Source organism: Brevibacterium sp. 50QC2O2, assembly GCF_024580675.1.
Classification (GTDB): domain Bacteria; phylum Actinomycetota; class Actinomycetes; order Actinomycetales; family Brevibacteriaceae; genus Brevibacterium; species Brevibacterium moorei.
In genome coordinates this window covers 1-19,017 of the sequence record NZ_JANIJZ010000030.1, presented here as the reverse complement: position 1 = coordinate 19,017, position 19,017 = coordinate 1, and the positions used below count along the sequence as shown (strand labels likewise).

At 69.0% G+C, this 19,017-nt stretch carries 17 protein-coding genes; 9 read left to right on the top strand and 8 right to left on the bottom strand.

The annotated features are described in order from the left end of the window. Positions 1 to 187: 187 nt before the first annotated feature. The 3 genes from NQ038_RS14695 to NQ038_RS14685 all read right to left on the bottom strand — a co-directional run bounded on the left by NQ038_RS14695 (position 188) and on the right by NQ038_RS14685 (position 3,689). Positions 188 to 1,552, bottom strand: coding sequence for an MFS transporter (locus NQ038_RS14695; RefSeq protein ID WP_257048310.1), 1,365 nt, complete (start codon positions 1,550 to 1,552; stop codon positions 188 to 190). A gap of 178 nt (positions 1,553 to 1,730) precedes the next feature. Further along, positions 1,731 to 2,045, bottom strand: coding sequence for a cupin (locus NQ038_RS14690; protein WP_257048311.1), 315 nt, complete (start codon positions 2,043 to 2,045; stop codon positions 1,731 to 1,733). A 24-nt stretch (positions 2,046 to 2,069) separates the two neighbouring features. After that, positions 2,070 to 3,689 carry an NAD(P)/FAD-dependent oxidoreductase gene (locus NQ038_RS14685; protein WP_257048313.1) on the bottom strand — a complete coding sequence of 540 codons (1,620 nt, stop codon included), beginning with the start codon at positions 3,687 to 3,689 and terminating at the stop codon, positions 2,070 to 2,072. Between the two features lie 167 nt (positions 3,690 to 3,856). Here NQ038_RS14685 and NQ038_RS14680 point away from each other — a divergent pair, with 167 nt between their 5' ends. Then, positions 3,857 to 4,804 carry a DUF5819 family protein gene (locus tag NQ038_RS14680; RefSeq protein ID WP_257048315.1) on the top strand — a complete coding sequence of 316 codons (948 nt, stop codon included), beginning with the start codon at positions 3,857 to 3,859 and terminating at the stop codon, positions 4,802 to 4,804. Continuing rightward, positions 4,801 to 5,862 carry an HTTM domain-containing protein gene (locus tag NQ038_RS14675; RefSeq protein ID WP_257062924.1) on the top strand — a complete coding sequence of 354 codons (1,062 nt, stop codon included), beginning with the start codon at positions 4,801 to 4,803 and terminating at the stop codon, positions 5,860 to 5,862. The genes NQ038_RS14680 and NQ038_RS14675 overlap by 4 nt, the downstream gene beginning before the upstream one ends. A 52-nt stretch (positions 5,863 to 5,914) precedes the next feature. On the opposite strand, the gene NQ038_RS14670 is transcribed toward NQ038_RS14675, so the two are convergent. Next, positions 5,915 to 6,469 carry a MarR family winged helix-turn-helix transcriptional regulator gene (locus NQ038_RS14670; protein WP_257062923.1) on the bottom strand — a complete coding sequence of 185 codons (555 nt, stop codon included), beginning with the start codon at positions 6,467 to 6,469 and terminating at the stop codon, positions 5,915 to 5,917. Between the two features lie 131 nt (positions 6,470 to 6,600). On the opposite strand from NQ038_RS14670, the gene NQ038_RS14665 reads away from it, so the two are divergent. The 4 genes from NQ038_RS14665 (at position 6,601) to NQ038_RS14650 (ending at position 11,638) form a co-directional block, all read left to right on the top strand. Further along, positions 6,601 to 7,863 carry a multidrug effflux MFS transporter gene (locus NQ038_RS14665; RefSeq protein ID WP_257048319.1) on the top strand — a complete coding sequence of 421 codons (1,263 nt, stop codon included), beginning with the start codon at positions 6,601 to 6,603 and terminating at the stop codon, positions 7,861 to 7,863. Between the two features lie 306 nt (positions 7,864 to 8,169). Then, entirely contained in the window at positions 8,170 to 9,252 is a 1,083-nt protein-coding gene (gene mvk / locus NQ038_RS14660) for a mevalonate kinase (RefSeq protein ID WP_257048321.1), read from the top strand. Further along, complete coding sequence (mvaD, locus tag NQ038_RS14655; protein WP_257048323.1) at positions 9,249 to 10,526, top strand: diphosphomevalonate decarboxylase; 1,278 nt, start codon at positions 9,249 to 9,251, stop codon at positions 10,524 to 10,526. Before mvk ends, mvaD begins: the two co-directional genes overlap by 4 nt. After that, the gene (locus NQ038_RS14650; RefSeq protein WP_257048324.1) at positions 10,523 to 11,638 is read left to right on the top strand and encodes a phosphomevalonate kinase; all 1,116 of its coding nucleotides are present in this window, start codon (positions 10,523 to 10,525) and stop codon (positions 11,636 to 11,638) included. Before mvaD ends, NQ038_RS14650 begins: the two co-directional genes overlap by 4 nt. A gap of 45 nt (positions 11,639 to 11,683) precedes the next feature. On the opposite strand, the gene NQ038_RS14645 is transcribed toward NQ038_RS14650, so the two are convergent. Beyond that, positions 11,684 to 11,866, bottom strand: a complete 183-nt coding sequence (locus NQ038_RS14645; protein ID WP_257048325.1) for a hypothetical protein — start codon at positions 11,864 to 11,866, stop codon at positions 11,684 to 11,686. A gap of 276 nt (positions 11,867 to 12,142) precedes the next feature. Between NQ038_RS14645 and NQ038_RS14640 the strand changes: the two genes are divergently transcribed. After that, positions 12,143 to 13,681, top strand: a complete 1,539-nt coding sequence (locus NQ038_RS14640; RefSeq protein WP_257062922.1) for an AMP-binding protein — start codon at positions 12,143 to 12,145, stop codon at positions 13,679 to 13,681. Positions 13,682 to 13,787: 106 nt separating this feature from the next. On the opposite strand, the gene NQ038_RS14635 is transcribed toward NQ038_RS14640, so the two are convergent. Further along, positions 13,788 to 14,774 carry a LysR family transcriptional regulator gene (locus tag NQ038_RS14635; RefSeq protein WP_257062921.1) on the bottom strand — a complete coding sequence of 329 codons (987 nt, stop codon included), beginning with the start codon at positions 14,772 to 14,774 and terminating at the stop codon, positions 13,788 to 13,790. A gap of 89 nt (positions 14,775 to 14,863) precedes the next feature. On the opposite strand from NQ038_RS14635, the gene NQ038_RS14630 reads away from it, so the two are divergent. Next, positions 14,864 to 15,901, top strand: a complete 1,038-nt coding sequence (locus NQ038_RS14630; RefSeq protein ID WP_257062920.1) for an EamA family transporter — start codon at positions 14,864 to 14,866, stop codon at positions 15,899 to 15,901. Between the two features lie 172 nt (positions 15,902 to 16,073). Here the strand turns inward: NQ038_RS14630 and NQ038_RS14625 are convergent, their stop codons facing one another. Both NQ038_RS14625 and NQ038_RS14620 read right to left on the bottom strand, forming a co-directional pair. Beyond that, positions 16,074 to 17,120: an NAD(P)-dependent alcohol dehydrogenase gene (locus tag NQ038_RS14625; protein ID WP_257048331.1), complete on the bottom strand. Its 1,047-nt coding sequence runs from the start codon at positions 17,118 to 17,120 to the stop codon at positions 16,074 to 16,076. 220 nt (positions 17,121 to 17,340) lie between these two features. Continuing rightward, entirely contained in the window at positions 17,341 to 18,081 is a 741-nt protein-coding gene (locus NQ038_RS14620; RefSeq protein ID WP_257048332.1) for a siderophore-interacting protein, read from the bottom strand. 135 nt (positions 18,082 to 18,216) lie between these two features. On the opposite strand from NQ038_RS14620, the gene NQ038_RS14615 reads away from it, so the two are divergent. Then, positions 18,217 to 18,840 (top strand): hypothetical protein, encoded by a 624-nt coding sequence (locus NQ038_RS14615; RefSeq protein ID WP_257048333.1) that lies wholly within the window; start codon positions 18,217 to 18,219, stop codon positions 18,838 to 18,840. The last annotated feature ends 177 nt before the right edge of the window (positions 18,841 to 19,017 follow it).

The following is a 19,017-nucleotide window of genomic DNA, read 5'->3' as shown; positions in this document are numbered from 1 at the left end:
CGCCCCAGAGGATTCCTCAACGATCCGAAATACACGCATCGACCCGAGATGGACACGAAGTCATGAGACATCAATGGACACACCTGGTTGAGACATCACGTGGCCCCGATGTCCTGAGACATGACACACGGCAGCGCTGCATGAACCGGCCACTCGATGCGAACGTGGAACATCGAGTGTTCCCGCGCTATTCGCGCTGCGCATCGGGCAGTTGCGTCCCGCGCAGCGAGGCCCCCGTGGTCTCCTTCATGAAGACGGTGGCCACCAGCCCGATCAGGCAGGCGCCCATCATGTAGAAGGCCGGGACCAGGGGATTGCCCGTGGCCGAGATCAACGCGTCGTTGGCGGCCGGCGCGGTGCCGCCGAACACCGCGGTCGACACGTTGTAGGAGATCGCGAAGCCCGCGAACCTGACCTGCGCGGGGAACATGGCGGGGAAGGTCGCCGAGATCGTCGACAGCTGCGGGATGTAGAGCAGCCCCAGTACCGCGAAGCCCAACAGTGCGAACCAGAAGCCCTGCGCGATCAACAGGTACATGGGCACGGAGAAGACGAACAGCCCGATCAGCGAGAAGTACCAGACCGGCTTGCGCCCGACGCGGTCGGAGAGCCTCCCGCCGAAGGGGATCACGACCATCATCGCCGCCTGGGCCAGGAACATGACCGTCAGGGAGGTCTGGGTCGACATCCCCACCTGGTTCTCCAGATAGGTGGGCATATAGGTCAGCAGGGTGTAGTTGACGACGTTGACGGCCACCACCATTCCGGCCAGGATCAGCAGCTGCCGCCAGTGCTGGGTGAACAGGATCCGGAACACTCCGCCGACCTTCTCGTCCGCGCCGGCCTCCGTGAGCTCCTGGAACACCGGTGATTCGTCCAGGCGCAGCCGCAGGTACAGGCCGATCAGGCCCAGCACACCGGCCAGCAGGAAGGGCACGCGCCAGCCCCAGGCCATCATCGCCTCGTTGCCGATCGTCAGCTCGCCGAGCAGCACGATGAGCGAGCCCAGGGCCATCCCGGCCAGGGTGCCGAACTCCAGGAAACTGCCGAAGAAGCCGCGGCGCCGCTTCGGGGCGTATTCGGCCATGAAGGTCGCGGCGCCCCCGTATTCCCCGCCCGAGGAGAAGCCCTGGACGATGCGCAGGACGACCAGCAGGATGGGCGCCCAGATGCCGACCGTGTCGTGGGTCGGCAGCAGGCCGATGCAGAAGGTGGAGCCGGCCATCAGCAGGATGGTCAGCGACAGTACGTGTCGCCGCCCGATCCTATCGCCCATCGGGCCCCAGAACACGCCGCCCAGGGGACGGACGACGAAGGAGAATGCAAAGGTCAACAGGGTCAGGACGGTGCCGTAGGCCCCGGGGAAGAAGTGCGGGGTGATGTAGGCGACGGACACCGCGAACAGGCTGTAGTCGAACCACTCCGTGGCGTTTCCGATGGCCGAGGCGGCAGTCGCCTTGCGCACCGTGGCCGGATCGGGTCCGGTGGGTGGCGCGGGTGCGGGCCCTGTTGGGTTGTGGGGACCGGGTGAGGTCTGTGAAGCCGATGTCATTGTGTCCGAACCTCCTGTCGTGGAGTTCGAACCCGGGCGGGGCCGACGCGGGGCGACCGTGTCCAGGCGATCGCCAGGAGCCGGCCGTGGCACGGGTCCTGCGTGCTGAAACGCCATCCACGCTAACAAGGCGTCTTGTCGGTGTCCACCGCCGCGTTCAGCCGTCCCGCTCGGTTCTTCAGCTCAGTCGTTCGACCTCGACGAAGACGACGTCCGGATCGCCCGGCCCGCCGGGGTTCGCGCACATGTGTTCCTGGCCGGCGGTCCGCGTGTAGCTCACGCCGGGTTCCATCACGGCGTCCAGTTCGGTGCCGTCGGCCTGGGTGACGTGCATGGTGGCGGCGTTGACGGGCACCACGACGTAGTCGAACTCGTGCAGGTGCATGGGGATGTGCCCGCCCGGTTCGATCGTCCAGCGCGTGGCGCGGAACCTCTCATTGTCGATCTGGACCTCGCCGGTCGAGCCGGTTCCCGCATCGATGATCTCGCTCATGGACCCATCCTCGCGCACCCGCCCTCAGAGACCGAGGTGGGGGGTGGGGAGGTGGTAGTCGTGCTCCAGCGCGGACAGGGCCGCGTACCAACCGGGCAGGCCCGTCACCCCGGGGCCCGGGGGCGTGGCCGAGGATCCCAGGTAGATACCCGCGCCCGAACTCGCGCCCAAGCCACCACCCCGGGCAGGTATGCGCCAGGGGTCCCCGGAGAGCACCGGACGGGCCAGCAGTTGGCGCATGGTCACGGCACCGGCGCTGAAGTCCCCGCCCACGTAGTTCTCGTTATAGGCCTCGAGCTCGGCGGCGGTCGTCACCCGCATGTCCACGATGCGGTCGGTGAACCCGGGGGCGAAGCGCTCGATCTGCGCCACCACCTGCCGCGACACGTCCACCATGGACCCGGCCGGCACGTGCGTATAGCTCCATACCGCGTGCACCCCGGCCGGATTGCGCCCCGGATCGAAGGCCGTTGGCTGGGCCAGCAGCACATAGGGCCGGCCCGGGTGGCGGCCGCGGGCCACGGTGCGCTCGGCCGTGGCGGCCTCGGCGCGGGTGCCGCCCAGGTGCACCGTGGGCGCCTGGTGCACCCGCTCATCGGCCCAGGGGATCGGCCCGTCGAGCACGAAGTCGACCTTCGTCGCCCCGTTGCCGAAGCGCTGGCGCCGCAGCGCGCGCCGGTAGCCGGCCGGCAGCGCGTCCCCGGCGATGGCCTCGAGCCCGGCGGCCGAGGTGTCGAACACCTTGACGTGGAAACCGGCCAGTTCGTCCAATCCGGTCACCTGGTGGCCGGTCTCGATCACCCCGCCGTGGGCCAGCAGGTCGGCGGCCAGGGCGTCGGTGATCGCGCGGGAGCCGCCGATGGGCACCGGCCAGCCGCTCGCGTGCCCCAGTGCGCCGAGCATCACGCCCACGGCCGCGGTGGCCAGGGACGGCATGGTCCCGATGCTGTGGGTCGCGACTCCGGAGATCAGCGCCGGCGCCGCGTCCTCGGCGAAGCGCAGGTTCCACAGGTGGGTGCCCTGTTCGAGCGTGCGCAGCCCGGTCGCCAGGGTTCCGGCCGCGGCCCCGCGGATGCCGGACCCAAGGTTCACGGCAGCAGCGCCGAGCCCTCCGCCCACGCTCGGGTCCGAGCCCTCCGTCCCGGGCAGGCGGAGGTGTGCGGGGCCGGGCCCGGTGCCCGGGATCCGCAGCATCGAGCCGCCCAGTCCGAAGTCCAGCACTTCTTCCAGATGTTCCAGCAGGGGCCGGTAATAGCGGGCGTAGGAGGGGCCGTCGACGCCCAGTTCCGCCACCGTGCGGCCGAGGTCCCGGTAGGCGATCGCGGCGGGCCGACCCGCCCCGCGCGCCGCGGCTCGGCCCGGGCTATCGTCCAGGGGATTGGCGTAGGAGGCGACGGGGACCGCGAAGTCCATCCGGCGGGTCAGCTCGAAGGCGCGGAAGAATCCTGTGGCCAGCGCCATCGGGTGGATCGCCGAGCACACATCGTGGAGCACCCCCGGTGCCACGAGCTCCCTGGTCCGGGTGCCGCCGCCGATCGTGTCGGCGGTTTCGAAGACGGTCACCGGCACCCCGGCGCGGGCCAGGGTGACGGCGGCTGCCAGGCCATTGGGCCCGGCGCCGACGACCGCGGCGTTATCTACCATGGTGTCTAACCTAGTGGATGCCGGGCCCCGGAGCGCGAAGTTCACCCGGCCTGCGTCTGACCCTCGTCCGGTCCGCGTCCCGCGTCCGCGCCGGGGTGCCACCGGGCCGTGTAACGTGCAAGCCGATGGCGTCCAGTGTTCATCACATGTCCTTGAGGAGAAGCGCAGTGAACTCAGAACAGCCGGAGTCCGCTCGGCCCGGTGAGTCCAGCGGGGCCCAGACTGCAGCGGCTGCAGATGACACGGCCGAAGCGACTGCGACTGCGACCGCAGTCGCAACCGCGACTGCGACCGCGGCAGATGGTCCCGGCGACCCGGCCCCGCGCCGCAAGACCTGGGTCCGCATCGTCGCCTGGCTCGCGGTGCTTCTGACGGCCTGGCACATCCTGGCGTCCTTCCTGTGGATCGCCCCCTATTCCTCCAGCGCGCGCGAGGTCGTCCCTGGCAATACGCTGAGCAAGTACATGCTGCCGTTCTTCGGGCAGTCCTGGTCGGTCTTCGCCCCCGAGCCGATCAACGGCGACTATCACTTCAACGTCCGCGCGATCGTCCCCGGCGCCGATGGCAAGGACACCACCACCGGTTGGGTCAGCGCCACCGACGTGGAGATCTCCATGATCCGCTACAACCTGGCTCCGCCGCGGGCCGGTATCCAGTCCAATGAGCTGGCCTCGGCGTACAAGGATTCCTTCGACGGGCTGACGGACAGGGAGAAGGCGATTGTGCGCGGGGACTTCACCGCCTCGAACTGGGAAGTGGGGCTGGAGGCGGCGCTGGCAGCCAAACCGGGCGCGGCCCCTGCGGCCGACAGTGGAAAATCCACCCGCCAGTCCCCGGCCGCCAAGCGCACAGAACTGGCCGCGCAGGAGCACCGCTCCACCGCCTATGCCACGCAGGTGGCCAGGGCGATCTGGGGCGAGGACGTCAAGCGTGTGCAGTACCGGGTGTCACGGCAGAACGTGGTGCCCTTCGAGAAGCGGCACGATCCGGATGCCAAGCGGCCAGATCCCGTGGTGGTGCTGCCCGGCTGGAGGGCACCGGTCGTCGAGCAGGGACAGAATGACGAGAACTTCCGCAAGACCTTCGTGCGTGCCTACGAGAGGATGTCGAAGTGAACCTGTTGTCATCCATCGCGACCTTCATCGGCAGTCTGATCGCAGGACTCTGGCGGGCCTTCCGTGAGACCGTGGGCCGGATCGTGGCCTTCGTCGAGGATTGGCTCTTCACCGGTAAGAAGGCCCTGTACGGCCTGGCCGTGACCCGTATCCTGTTCGGCCTGACGGCCCTGGGGATCCTGGCGACGAACTGGAACACCCGGCTCTACACCTTCGGCTCCGGCTCGGCCTGGAACGGCGAAATGCGCCAGCCGGTCAGTGATTTCCCCAAGATCTGGCTGTTCAGTCTGTTCCACAATGTTGCTGGCTCGGACTTCTGGCTGACCTTCTGGTATCTGGTCCTGACGGTTCTAGCCGTGCTGTTCGTACTGGGCTGGCGCTTCCGGATCGTGCACCCGATCTTCTTCGTACTGTGGATCGGCTTCATCGAGATGAACGATATGGTCGGCGATCAGGGTGACAATATGTTCCGCATCGCGCTGATCCTGTTGTTCTTCGCAGACCCGGCCGCCCGCTGGTCGCTCGATGCCCGGCGCCGGGCGCGCGAGGCCGCGGACCGCTCCCGGGTTCCCGCCTGGCGGCGCGCCTGGAGCGACGAGGGGAGTTCCGGAAACCAGATCGGCACGGTTCTGCACAATCTGACCTTGGTGGCGCTGACCCTGCAGGTGGCCTTCGTCTACGCCTCGGGTGCCCTGTACAAGGCCGAGGGCGCGCCGTGGCAGCAGGGCTATGCCGTGTACAACCCGCTACACACCGCGCGGTTCGGCACCTGGCCGGTGCTGTCCGATCTGGCCACCGCCTGGGGACCCGCGGTGGCGGCGGCGACCTGGGGCTCGATCATCCTGCAGATGACCTTCCTGCTGGCACTGCTCTCGCGCCCCACTCGGCTGGTCGGATTGGCGGACATCATGTTCTTCCATGTGGCCATCGGCGTGCTCATGGGTCTGCCCTGGTTCTCCCTGGCGATGATCGCGATCGACTCGATCTTCATCCGCGACGTCAGCTGGCGGCGGGTGGCCGGCGGCGTGGCCACCCGCTGGCGCGCGGCGCGCGGGTAACGATTCCGCATTTTGTACCCCCAGTCCCTTAACACCCCTGAACTCAGCGGTGTTAAGGGACTGGGGGTACAAAATGCGTTTCGGCCAGGCGTGCATCCAGGGCTTGCAGGGTGCGGGCGGTGGTCAGGAGGTCGGCGGGGCTGGGTCCGGCACCTGCGCCTTCACCTGTTCCCAGCAGGTGTTGCCAGGCTGCTTGGATGCGGCGCAGATTGGTCCGCGCCTTGTCCGTCAGCTCCAGCCCGATCCTCCGGCCGTCCTGCGGATCCCTGGCCCGCACGACCAGGCCCAGCTCTTCGAGCCTGCGCACAGCCACCGAGGTGTTCGAGCGCTGGATCCGCAGATTCTGGGCCAGGGCCGAGGGCGCGATGCCCGGGTTGCGCTGAATGCTCTGCAGCACCAGGGTCTCCAGGGGCGTCAGCGGGTCCAGCCCGTCGTCGGCCGGCACCCGGGCGGAGAGTTTGCGCGCCAGGTGCTGCACGGCCTCGGCGATGTCGACCAGAGCAGAGGCGTCCTCAGCCGACTCTGCGTGAGGGGCCGAGGCGGTCCCAGCTCCCGTTGCTCCCGTGGCGTCGGCTGGGTCACTTCCGCTTACGCGCTGCGTGTTCATGTGTTAGATTCTAAGCTTGAATTGGTTGTTAAACCATAACCATCTAGCGTGATTCCCACTGCCGACTCCTGCAGTGGCTCCCACGCGCTCTCTCATCCGCCGCATCCGACGGAACACCGTCGAAAGGCATCATGAACCACCCCACCACGGCGTCCGGGACTGTGACCCGGCTCAGCGTCATCGGCCTGATCACCCTGGCCGTCCTCAACGCGGCCGCGCCCCTGAGCACCGACCTCTACCTGTCCGCCCTGCCGGATATGGTCACCGATCTGCACACCACCACGACTGGCGCGCAGCTGTCCCTGACCGCATTCCTGCTGGGCTCCGGCGTGGGCCAGGTGATCTTCGGACCGTGGTCGGACCGCAAGGGCAGGATGGTCCCGCTGGTCTCCGGCCTGGTGCTCTACCTGGTCGCCAGCATCGTGTCGGTGTGCGCGCCCAGCGTGGCCGTGCTCGTCATCGCGCGCCTCCTGCAGGGCATCGGCGCCTCGTCCGGCATGGTGATCGGCCGTGCGATGATCCTCGACCTCCAGACCGGTGCTGCCGCTGCCAAGGCGCTCAACGTCATGGTCCTGATCGGCGGGGTGGCCCCCGTCATCGCCCCGCTGCTGGGGTCCACCCTGGCCGCTTCCCTGGGCTGGCGCGGCCTGCTGGCGATCGTCGCGGCGCTGGCCGCCGTCGTGCTCATCATGACCTTCGCGTTCCTGCGCGAATCCCTGCCGGCCGAGGTCCGGGCCGAGCGCCTGGCGAACAAGCAGCCGGGCGCCTCGAAGGCCCTGGGTCGGCGTCACTTCGTGGGCAATCTGCTGTCCTTCGGCTTCGCGATGGGCGTGCTCATGGGCTATATCTCCGCCTCCCCGTTCATCTACCAGCAGATGATCGGCATGGGGCATGTCGCCTACGGCCTGATGTTCGCGGTCAACGCTGTGGGCATGATGATCGGCGGGGCGATCGCCGGCAAGCTGGCCGGGAAGTTCCCGTTGCGCCGCGTCACGCTGATCGGCGAGCTCATCAGCGCCGTGGGCATCCTGGCCGTCGTCGTTCTGACAGTGGTGGGTGCGCCGGCCGTGACGCTCATCGTCCCGCTGTTCGTCGCAATCGCTCCGCTGGGTCTGGTGCTGGGCAACTCCACGGCACTGGCCATGGGAGAGGTCCCCGCCGGGTCCACTGGAATGGCCTCGGCCCTGTTGGGGCTGCTGCAGTTCGTCATCGCCGGTGTGGCATCAGGCCTGGTGGGCATCGCCGGCGAATCCACCCTGCCGCTGGCCATCATCATGGCCGTCTCCATCATCGTGGCGCTGACGGGGCTGCTGTCCGGCCGCCACGCGAAGGGCGAGTTCGATCCGGGCACCGTGGTGGAGCGTCCGGCGACCCGCGAGACCCTGGCGGACTGAGGCGGGCGGACTGAAGCACGTCCATAGACACCACCTTGGCGCGCGGATTACCTGCTGCAGCAAGTCATTCGCGCGCTGAAGTGGTGTTTACGGTGTCCGGGCGCTGTCTGTGCCGCGCTGCGTAGCGGTACCCGCCAGGGCCGCCTGTGATGAAGGCCTCTTGGACAGCCGCAGGGAGGGTTCAGGGCCGGTGCGTACACTGGGACAGTTGAAGAACCAGTCGTCTGTCGCCCTGGGCTCGGGCCCAGACCGCAGTTGGAAGGAAAGGGCCGGATGGGGTCGGATATGCAAGCGGAGGGACGCGCTGTGCCCGCAGACCCGTCGGCGGCTCCGCCGGCTGCCACCGGGTTCACCGGCTCCGACCCGGCTCGGACCTCGGTCCTGCAGGGCGATCTGCTGCACTTTCCCGCGCGCGGCCGCGCGCACGCCAAGGCCATTCTGTTCGGCGAACACGCCGTGAACTACGGGGCGCCGGCCATCGCCATCCCCGTGCGCGCCCTGGCGGCCACCGCCAGCATCACCTCGCGCGAGCCCGGGGCCGGCCTGGCCCTGGAATGCGAGCTCTACACCGGCGAGGCCAAGGACGCCCCCGAGCGTCTGGCCCCGGTGCTCACCGCCCTGCGGATCGCGGGCAAGCGCCTGGCACCGAACACCGCTTCCCGCCACGTGTCGGTGCTGGATGCGGATATGACTCTACGGATCGACTCCTCAGTGCCCTATGAGCGCGGATTGGGGTCCTCGGCGGCGGTGGGGGCCGCGATCGTGCGCGCCTTCATGGACTTGACGGAGACCTCCGAGGACTCCCTGGACCGGCCCGAGTTCCTCGAGATCATCCGCCAGGCCGAATGCGTGGCGCACGGCTCGTCCTCGGGCCTGGACCCCAACACCGTGGTGTCCGAGGGTCCCATCAGCTTCCAGAACCGCGTCGCCTCGCCACTGCGGGTGGGCAGGCCGCTGACCTTCGTGCTGGCCGACTCCGGCGTGCCCGGCTCCACCTCCACCGCGGTCGCCCAGGTACGCGCCCGCCACGATGCCGACCCGTCGTTCTTCGACAAGACTCTGGGTGCACTGACCGAACACGCGTACGCCGCAGCTGGGGACCTGGGCCAGGGCAATGACGTCCGCCTGGGTACCCGGATGACCCGGGTGCACTCCCTGTTGGCGGGTCTGGGTATCAGCACCCCGGGCCTTGACACCCTGGTCGGCTGCGCGCAGGACGCCGGTGCGCTGGGCGCCAAGCTGACCGGCGGGGGCCGCGGCGGCTGCATTGTCGCGTTGGCAGCCGGGGACACGGATGCCGCGCAGGACGATTCCGCCCGCACGATCGAAACCGCATTGCTGCGCGCCGGCGCCGCACGAACCTGGAAGACGACGGTGAACGCGATATGACGAGCACGACGACTGCGGCCGGGCACGCGGTACCGGGAGACTCCGCGGCGGAAAAGGCTGCGCCGGGAGATGTCGCGCCGGAAAAGGCTGCGCCGGGAGACGCGACGCCGGGCCACGCGATCGCACGGGCGCATCCGAACATCGCACTCATCAAGTACTGGGGTAAGCGCGACGAGGCCTGGATGCTGCCGGTGGCCGGCTCAATGTCGCTGACTCTGGACGGTTTCGCCACCACGACCGAGGTGACGCTCGCCGACGCTGTGCCCACAGCCGCTGTGCCCGACGGCACCTCCTCCTCGCCCGCCGACACCTTCGAACTGGGCGGGGCGCCCGCCGACGCCAAGGCGACCGCTCGCGTCACCGCGTTCCTCGACGTGGTGCGCGCCCTGGCCGCCGAGGCCGGACTGCCCACCGCCGGCCGCGCCGCCCGGGTGCGCAGCCACAATGAGGCTCCCACCGGTGCCGGACTCGCGTCCTCGGCCGCCGGATTCGCAGCGCTGGCCACCGCCGCCTCGGCCGCCTATGGCCTCGAGCTGGACTCCGCGGCACTGTCCCGCCTGGCCCGCCGCGGCTCCGGCTCGGCGAGCCGCTCGATCATCCCTGGCACCGCGATCTGGCACGCGGGCGAGGGCATGGGTCGGGCCGCCGACGCAGGCTGTTTCGCCGAGGCCCTGGCTGCTCCGGACATGCGCCTGGTCATCGTCACCGTCGATGGGCGCACCAAGGCCGTGTCCAGCCGCACTGCGATGCGCGCGACCGCTGCGACCAGCCCGTTCTACCCCGCCTGGATCACCTCGACCGAACAGAGCCTGCAGGATATGCAGGCCGCCTGCGCCGCCGGAGACTTCGAACGCATCGGAGCGCTCACAGAGACCCACGCGATGCGTATGCACGCGCTCATCCAGTCCTGCGAACCGCCGATCCGCTACCTGCAGCCGGCGTCCATCGCGCTGTTCGACGAGTGCGCTCGCCTGCGCGCGGCCGGGCTGCAGGCCTGGGGCACCGCGGACGCGGGCCCGAACGTCGCGATCCTGACCACCCCGGAGGATGCCGCTGCCGTGGCCGAGGCCGCGACCGCCGTGATCGGCGACGCCGGGGCAGTGCGCGTGGTGGGCCCCGGCCCCGGCGCAGCGCTGGTCGACGCCACGACGCTGGAGGAGGCGCTGGCCGCCGTGGGGACAGCCGGCGCGGGGAGCGCCGGAGCGGCCGCCTCGGACGCGGGGACAAGCGCGCAAACGACGATTGCGCAAGCGACTGCGGAGGGAACGAAATGAGCTCGGCCGTGATCGAGACCCGCGCGCCGGGCAAACTGTACATCGCAGGCGAATACGCCGTGGTGGAACCGGGCCACACCGCTCTGCTGGTGGCCGTCAACCGCTACCTGACCGTGCGCCTGACCCCTGGCACGGCCGATCAGGGCCGCGTCATCTCCAGCGAGTACGGCCGCGCGCCGCTGGTGTGGGAGCGCGACCCCAACGGCGACGGGATCATCCTCGAACACAATCCCTATGACTATGTGGTCGCGGCGATCAACCTGATGGAGCGGCTGCGCGCGGAGCTGAACCTCGAGCCGCGCTACTTCGACATCGCGATCGAAAGCGAGTTGGACGACAAGTCCGGGCGGAAGTTCGGCCTGGGGTCCTCGGCCGCCGTAGCCGTTGCGGTGATCGCCGCGATCGAGGAGTTCTACGAAATGGGTCTGTCCCGCGTGGAGCGCTTCAAACTGGCGATGCTCACCACGATCCAGGTGGCTCCGGCGGCCAGCGGCGGGGACGTCGCGACCAGCACCTTCGGCGGCTGGATCGCCTACACCTCGCCCGACCGCGAGGCTCTGCGCCTGCGGGCGGCCGTGTCCACCGTGCGCGAGGCCCTGACGGCTTCGGAATGGGACCTGTGCAAGGTGCGCCGCCTGCCGCATCCGCCCGGCCTGCGCCTGCTGGTGGGGTGGACCGGATCCCCGGCCTCGACCGAGCGCCTGGTCACGCGGGTGAAGAAGGCCGAGCCCGAATTCGCCGCGAGCTATGCGACCTTCCTCGACGAGACCCGCGCCTGCGTCGCGGACCTGATCGCCGCCTGGGAGGCCGGGGATACCGCCGGCACCGCCGAGGTCCTGGCCGGCATCCGCCGCGCCCGCCTGCTGCTGCAGGGCCTGGGCAAGGCGGCCGGTTCGAGCATCGAGACAGCCGAACTCGAGGCCCTGTGCGAGACCGCGGAACGTCATGGCGGGGCGGCCAAGCCGTCCGGCGCCGGCGGCGGGGACTGCGGCATCGTGCTGTTGGGCGATGACGCGGACACCGCGGAGATCTTCAAGGAGTGGGAACTGGGCGGGATCCGCAGGCTCTCGGTCTCGGCCGTCGCCCCGGAGGGTTCGCCCGAGGGGTTGTGAGGCGTGGCGGTGAAGCGTTGGTTCACAGCGGTCGGAAGTCCTGTTTCATCGCCGGTCGCCCGCCCGTCTGTGCTGCACTGCGAGGACGATGATTCCGGTCAGAGCGACCGCCGGGAAGACGACGACCAGCAGTATCACCCGCGGACCGAAGCCGGGTCCGGACGTGCCCGCCAGCACGCTGCAGGCGAAACCGATGCCCAGGGCGAATGCGAGGATGATATCCCGCATGGTGTCCTCCCAACATGTCCTTTACGGCAGGATTCCTTGTATCCTACAGCGAGGCCCCACCCGCGAACAGGGGCCGTTTCCTGAGACCCAGGACACGCGGAGTACCCGCTGCAGGCCCCGGTTACCGGGTCCGTTACCGAAATATCCCCATGTGGACGTTCGGCGCATTTCCGGGCCCCGGGTGCCACCATGGCAGGGAACATCGAACCGGTCGGTGGGCCGTTCGGGGCACCTACGCCCCGGCGGGGCCCACCGACAGTATGCGAGAAGGTCCCCATGGCGATTGCGCCCGATTATGTCGATTCCCTCCTGGCCCAGTACGCGGGCCCCGACGCCAATGCCGCGTACCTCATGTGCGACCGGCACGATCCGGCCACCGTCGCCTTCACCCTGGTCGACGACGATCTGTCCAGCCGCGAGATGACCTTCGGCGAACTCCACGACCGCTCGGCCCGGCTGGCCACCACCCTGCACGAGCGCGGGATCGGGGTCGGTGACCGGGTGGGCGTGCTGCTGACCAAGCGCGCGGAACTGCCCGTGACCCTGCTGGCCCTGGCCCGGGTCGGCGCGGTCTACATCCCCCTGTTCACCGCCTTCGCCCACGGTGCGGTCGAGATGCGGATGCAGGCCGCCGGCGCCAAGCTCGTCGTCACCGAACCCGGCCAGGTGGAGAAGCTCGCCGGTCTGCCGGACATCCAGAAACTCGTGGCCGGCCCGGATTTCGCAGCCGCGGAGGCCGCGGAACCGCTGGAGACCTCGGCGTCGCTGGGGCCCGATGCCCCGTTCCTGCAGCTCTACACCTCCGGCACGACCGGCAGCCCGAAGGGCGTGCCGGTGCCGATCCGCGCGATGGCCGCCTTCCACGCCTATCACGAGGTCAGCCTGGACCAGCGGGCCGACGACGTGTTCTGGAACAACGCCGATCCCGGCTGGGCCTACGGCCTGTACTACGGGATCGTCGGCCCACTGATCCGCGGGCTGAAGAACATCCTGCACCATATGCACTTCACCCCCGAATCGACCTTCGCGGTGATGGAGAAGTTCCAGGTGACGAACTTCGCCTCGGCGCCCACGGTGTACCGAGCGCTGTCGAAGTCGGGCCTGCCGACCACCGCCCGGCTGCGGGTCGCGTCCTCGGCCGGTGAGCCGCTGACGGCCGATGTGACCGAATGGTCGCAGCGCGTCCTCGGGTCCGAGGTGCGCGATCACTACGGCCAGACCGAGACCGGCATGCTCATCTGCACGCACTGGAACCCGGTCGCCGAAACCCAGGTCAAGCCGATGTCCATGGGCACGCCGCTGCCCGGTATCGAGGGCACGATCCGCGACGGGGTCATCTCATTCGCCGCCGACAGCCCCATGCTGTGGTTCATGGGTTACGCCGACGACCCGGCCAAGACCGCCACGCGCTACACCGCGGACGGCCAGTGGTACTTGACCGGCGACCTGGGCCGGACGGACGAGGACGGCTACTTCTACTACATCAGCCGCGATGACGACATCATCCTGATGGCCGGCTACCGGATCGGGCCCTTCGACGTCGAAAGCGTCATCATCAACCATCCCGCGGTGGCCGATGTGGCGGTGGTTGGCCGTCCCGACCCCTCGGGCGTGCGCGGCGAACTGGCCGAGGCCTTCGTCGTCTTGGCCCCGGGGGTCGCCGGCTCGGACGCCCTGGCCACCGAGCTCAAGCTGCTGGTCAAGGAGAACTACTCGGCCCACGCCTATCCGCGCTGCGTGCACTTCGTCGACCAGCTGCCCAAGACCGAATCGGGCAAGGTCCAGCGCGGCGTCCTGCGCAAACTGGAGCTCTAACCTGTTGGGCGCCCGCGCTTTGCCGGAGTGGCTCCACAAATGCATCAGTGGCTCGAAAAGTCGTGAGTTTTCGAGCCACCCGTGCATTTGTGGAGCCACCGCGGGTTCAGGCGTCCAGGGTGCGCGAGGCGGGGGAGCGGGTCAGCGCCTCGGCCGCCTGTTGGAAGGCCTGGCGCACCGCCAACAGCGCAGGATGGGACTGTCTGCCCGCGCGCACCTCGGTGAACAGGGTGCGCGCAGGATGTCCCGGCAGGTCCAGGGGCACCACCCCGGCCAGGTGCACATCGCCCAGCAGCGCCGGCACGAAGGCGACCGCGTGGCCGCGGCGCACCAACTGCAGGTGCAGCAGCGGATCCGGGGTCTCGAACAGCACCCGGGGATGGAACCCCGCGGTGCGGCACTGCGTCGCCGCCCACTCGTAGATCCGCGTGCCCGGCGGCTCGAAGGCCCAGGCCGCCTGCGCCAGATCCGCCAGGGTCCGCGGGGCATCCGGGACAGCATCCTCTCCGCCGCCGAGGTCCTGGCCGGCCTCGTCCGCGGGCGCGGGCCCCGGGATGCCGCGTGCCGGCACGACCAGGCGCAGCGGGTCGGTGTAGAAGTCCTCGCGGTGCACCCCCGGCTGCGCCGGTACCGGCAGACCGGGGTATTCCTCGCCCAGGACCAGGTCGAAGTCGTGGGCCAAGAGACCGGAGTGCCCGGCCTCGACCTCCTGGTGGATCAGCTGGACGTCGAGCTCCGGTGCGGACCTGGCCAGCTTCGACAGGGCCAGCGGGGCGATCTCCAGGAGCACGGTGTGGAAGGACGCTACGCGGATCTTGCCGCGTGGGCGGTCCTGCGCTGCGGCGAGTTCGGACTCGGCCAGGGCCAAACGGTCGAACACGGCCTGGGTGTGCTCCACCAACTGCTGGGCCGCCGGCGTCAGCTGCACTCGGCGGCCGACATGTTCCAGCAGCGGCACCCCGGCCTCGCGCTGCAGGGCGGAGAGCTGTTGGGACACCGCGGACGGCGTGAAGTGCAGGGACTGGGCGGTCTTGGCCAAGGTGCCCTGCCGGGCCAGTTCGTGGAGCACCCGCAGGTGTTTGAGGTTGAGCACGGGGCCTCCTGGAAACATTAGTGAAGATCACCTATTCGCATCATAAACGTTAACTAGATTTATCCGTTTACGAGCGCGAATATTGATTCGTGACCACCTCCTCTTTTGAAGTCCCCGGGCCCTCTACGGCCTCTTTGCCCATCGTTCCCGCCGGCGCCGGAAACACTGGAATCGTCGGTGCCAGTGGTGTCTCTGGTGCGTCCGGTACTGCGCTGGGCACCGCTCCGGGCCCCGGCGCGCTCGGCCCCCGCCACCGCCCCGTACAGGGTGCGCTGTTCGTCCTTGGGTCGTGTCTGTCCCTGCAGTTCGGCGCGGCCTTCGCCGTGCAACTGTTCCCGGTGCTGGGCAGCTGGGGGACCACAGGGCTGCGGCTGGGCCTGGCCGGGCTGATCCTGTTGCTGGTCTTCCGGCCCAAGTTCTGGCGATTCACCGGGCAACAGTGGCGTGCGGTCGTCCTCTACGGCCTGGTGCTGGCGGGGATGAATGGCTTCTTCTACGCGGCCCTGGCCCGTTTGGACCTGGGTGTGGCCGTGGCGATCGAATTCCTGGGTCCCCTGGTCCTGGCGGCCTGCCTGTCCCGCAGGGCCGCCGACTTCGCCTGGACCGGCCTGGCCCTGGCGGGTATCGCCTTGTTCTTCGTGCGCGACCTGCTGGCCGTCTCCGGGGTGCACGCGGGCGCAGGCAAGGCGCTGGACCCGATCGGCGTCGTCTTGGTGCTGGTGGCCGGCGGCTTCTGGGCGATGTACGTGCTGGTGGGGGAGAAGACATCCCGCGTGGTGCCCGGCAAGGCGGGTCTGGCGGTGGGCGTGAGCATCGGCGGGGCGCTCAGCCTGCCGTTCGTGCCCGCCACCGTGCCCCATCTGAGCGCCGATCCGAAATTGCTGCTCATGGCCCTGGCCGTGGCGGTGATGAGTTCGGTGCTGCCCTATTCGCTCGAGTTCTCCGCCATGCGCAGGCTGCCCAAGGCCGCGTTCGGGGTGCTGCTGAGCGTGGAACCCGCGATCGCGGCCCTGGCCGGTTGGTTGTTGCTGGGCCAGAGCATCGGCGTACTGGGTCTGGCGGCGATCGCCCTGGTGGTGGGCGCCAGCGTGGGTTCGACGGCGACCGCGCGCAAACCGGAGCTCTAGCCGTACTTCCTTGGGTGCCCGCGCCTTGCCGGAGTGGCTCTCGCAAGTCGGGTGCGCCTCGGGTTGGGTGCCTGCGCCATGCCGGAGTGGCTCCACAAATGTATCTGTGGCTCGAAAAATCGTGAGTTTTCAAGCCACGCGTGCATTTGTGGAGCCACCGTCCGTGACCGTCTTAGAACGTCGCGGCGTCGATCACGAAGCGGTAGCGCACATCGGAGGCGACGACCCTGTCGTAGGCCTCGTTGATCTGGTCGGCGTTGATCAGTTCGATCTCCGCGGTGACCCCGTGGGCGGCGCAGAAGTCGATCATCTCCTGGGTCTCCTTGATCCCGCCGATGTTCGAGCCCGCCAGGACCTTCGAACCGCCGGTCAGGGATCCGGCCGGCACCGGCAGGTCCTCCGGGGGCAGCCCTACCAGCACCATCGCGCCATTGGGCCCCAGCATCCGCATATAGTCGGCCGGTTCGAACTGTGCGGAGATCGTGTTGATGATGAGGTCGAACTCCGATGGGTGCGCCCGCAGGGCCGCGGGGTCGTCCCCGGTGTGGATCAGGCCCGCCGCCCCGAACCGCAGCGCATCGTCGTCCTTGGCATGGGAGTGGGAGACGACCCAGACCTCGGCGCCCATGGCGACGGCCAGCTTGAGCGCCACATGGCCCAGCCCTCCCAGGCCCACCACCGCGACCCGCTTGCCCGGTCCCGCGCCCCAGCGCGCCAGCGGCTTGTACGTGGTGATCCCGGCGCACAGCAGGGGAGTCGCGGCTGCGGGGTCCAGCGATTCCGGGATGCGGATGAGGAAGTCGTCCTTGACCGGGATGTGGGTGGAGTAGCCGCCCTGGGTGATCGAGCCGTCGACCAGGTCCACCGAGTTGTAGGTGCCGGCCTTGCCGCCCGAGCAGTTCTCCTCCTGCCCGGCCAGGCAGAACTCGCACTCCCCGCACGAGTCGACCAGGCAGCCGACGCCCACCCTGTCGCCCACCGCGAAATCGGTGACGGCCGGGCCGATTTCGCTGATCCGGCCGACGATCTCGTGGCCCGGCGTCATGGGATAGCGGCAGCCGCCCCATTCGTCGCGCACGGTGTGGATGTCGGAGTGGCAGATGCCGGAGTACTCGATGGCGATCATGACATCGTGGGCGCGCAGGTCGCGGCGGTCCACGGTGGACTTCTCGAGCGGGCGGTCGGGGGCGAATGCGGTCATGCTGGCTACGGTCTTCATGCAGGCCAGGCTACCGGGTGCGGGTAACGGATGGGTGACAGCGCCGGGCGGTGGCAGGGGCGAGTGCGCGGGTGGTACCACTTGCGCACAGTGGCAGCAGATGCGCGCGCATCTCGTGCCACCGAGCGCAAGTGGTACCACCGTCAGGCTCGGGCGCTCGCCTCGACGGCGGTCCGGACCTCGCTCCCGGTCGCCTGAGCGGGGGCTGGGCCGGCGCGGATCAGTGCCCGGCCTTGCCCTCGATCCAGTAGTACTGCGTGAAGTAGGTGCCGCGCGGCATGCCCCAGGTCTCCTTGGCGTGCTGCTTGACCGCGCGGACCAGGGCGCGTTCCCCGGCGCCCCACACATAGGTGTCCGGCTGCGGGGTCGGCAGGGTGCGCAGCCACGCTGCCAGTTCTGTGCCCTTGGGCTCGTTCGCGGCCGGTTCGATCCAGTGCAGGTCGAGGCGCGGGTGAGTGGCGATGGGCAGGCCGGTGCGATCGGCGTGATCGTCCTCGATCGCCACCGTGATCGCCTGGTCGGCCGGGGTATCCGCGATCCACGTGTTGATCGCCGGCAGCGCAGTCAGGTCTCCCACCAGCACATACGCCGAGGTCCCCGCCGGGACCTTGGGCTGTGCCGGGGTGAGTGCCACAAGGGACTCCTGGCCCGGTTGGGCGTGCTTGGCCCAGTCGGTGGCCGCACCGGTGGCGTGCAGCACGAAGTCGGCGTCGAAGGTGCCGGCGGCCCGGTCCACCGCGGAGAAGGTATAGGCGCGCATCGTGTCCTGGCTGGTGTCCTCCTGTCGTGGGGCCCAGAGGCGGAACCAGGCGGTGGGGAACACGTCGAGGTCCGCCACGAGGTCCGGCGCGTGGAATCGGATGCGCAGGTAGTAGTCGTTGAGGTACTCGATGGACTCCACCACGACGGGGTGGTCTTTGATCCGCCACAGCTTCGTGATTACGCGATCGACATTCACCATGCAGCACAGGCTACCCTGAATCTGCGGTTCTGTGGAGCACGGCTGAGCCCTGGTCGCGAGATTCAGGGGCGAGCTCCGGTCCTGAGCGCCGGACACGGCCTACCGGAAATTTCATATCTCGCTTATATTTGCCATATGTGGCTTCTGGCAATGGTGCTGGGCACCCTTGGAATCATCTTCAATGTCTTTCTGGCCTGGCCCCAGGTGTGGCGCGCCGCGCGCGTGGGCGCCGAGGGCGTTGCGATCGGCACCGTGCTGATCGGCTTCCTGGCGCGCGCCCTGTGGTCGGCCTATGCGGTGCGCCTGCACGACCCGACCCTGTTCATCGGCCAGGCGCCGGCCGGTCTGGGACTGCTGGCCGTCGCATTCTTCGTCTCCCGGGATCGGCGCCATGTCTCCCGCCGGGCGGCCTGGACCATGTGGACGGGCCTGGTGGTGGCCGTCGCGGTGTCCTCGGTGATCGTCATGATCAGCCCCGTGATCTTCACCGTGCTGGCCGTGGGGATCGCGGCCATCGCCTCCCTGCCGCAGCTGTTCCGCGTGCTGGCCGCCCCCGAGCGCTCCAGCGGGGTGTCGGTGGCAATGCAGTGGTTCACCGCCGCGGCCAGCACCTGCTGGTTGACCTACGGGCTGGTCACTGGCAACTGGGTGATCTCCCTGCCGCACCTGGTGCTGCTGCCGGCCGCGGTCATCACCGCCTGCGTGGTGCTGCGCGCCCGCCGCAGCCCGGCCCCGCGCATGGCCGTCGCATTTCCCTGAGGTCGCGCCCCTGGAATCTCTGGGCCATGTGTTTCAGATTGGGCCATTCGGGCGGTTTCAGGGGGTGGTTGCAACACCGGTGTGCTCAGGCCTCAAGGACCTCCCGCATCCGCTCCGCGGGCGTACGCCATTCTAGCGTCTTCCTCGGCCGATCATTGAGCTCGTTTTCAACGTACT